Genomic DNA, 526 nt, shown 5'->3' on the forward strand with positions numbered 1-526 from the left:
GCGCCGCCTGCGCGAGATCGACAGCGAAGTCTGCGTGGTGGTCACCGAATCCAACCGCAGCCTGTTGCGCGACTTGCCCGACGACACTCTCACATTGGAACGTGGTGAATTGACTCATGCCGCGTCCGTGCACTGAACCGAAAAGTTAACCTACCGGAGACACACATGAAAACCATACTGATAGACGGCCGCTGGCAAGCGGCACAGGACGAACGCACCATCGACGTCATCGATCCCAGCAACGCCAAGGTGTTCAGCAGCATCTCGCGCGGCGGCGAAGCCGACGTCAAGCTGGCGGTGGACGCCGCGCGACGAGCACTGAGCGGGCCATGGGGGAAAATGACGGCGACCGAGCGCGGCCGCCTGCTGCAAAAGCTGGGCGAACTGATCCTCGCCAACGCCGAGGAAATCGCCCAACTGGAAGCGCGCGACACCGGCAAGCCGATCACCGTGGCGCGCAATGACGTCAAGGTGGTGGCGCGCTATTTCGAGTTCTACGGCACCGCCGCCGACAAGATCCACGGCG

Annotated in this window: 1 protein-coding gene; it reads left to right on the plus strand. The window is 63.1% G+C overall.

The window, feature by feature from the left end; all coding sequences use genetic code 11:
• Positions 1 to 165 precede the first annotated feature (165 nt).
• Positions 166 to 526, plus strand: a 361-nt coding sequence (locus tag HLUSI_RS28190; RefSeq protein ID WP_040503398.1) for an aldehyde dehydrogenase family protein, incomplete at its 3' end; no start/stop codon positions are given.

The sequence above is a fragment of the Herbaspirillum lusitanum P6-12 genome, from assembly GCF_000256565.1.
Taxonomy (GTDB): Bacteria; Pseudomonadota; Gammaproteobacteria; order Burkholderiales; family Burkholderiaceae_D; genus Herbaspirillum; species Herbaspirillum lusitanum.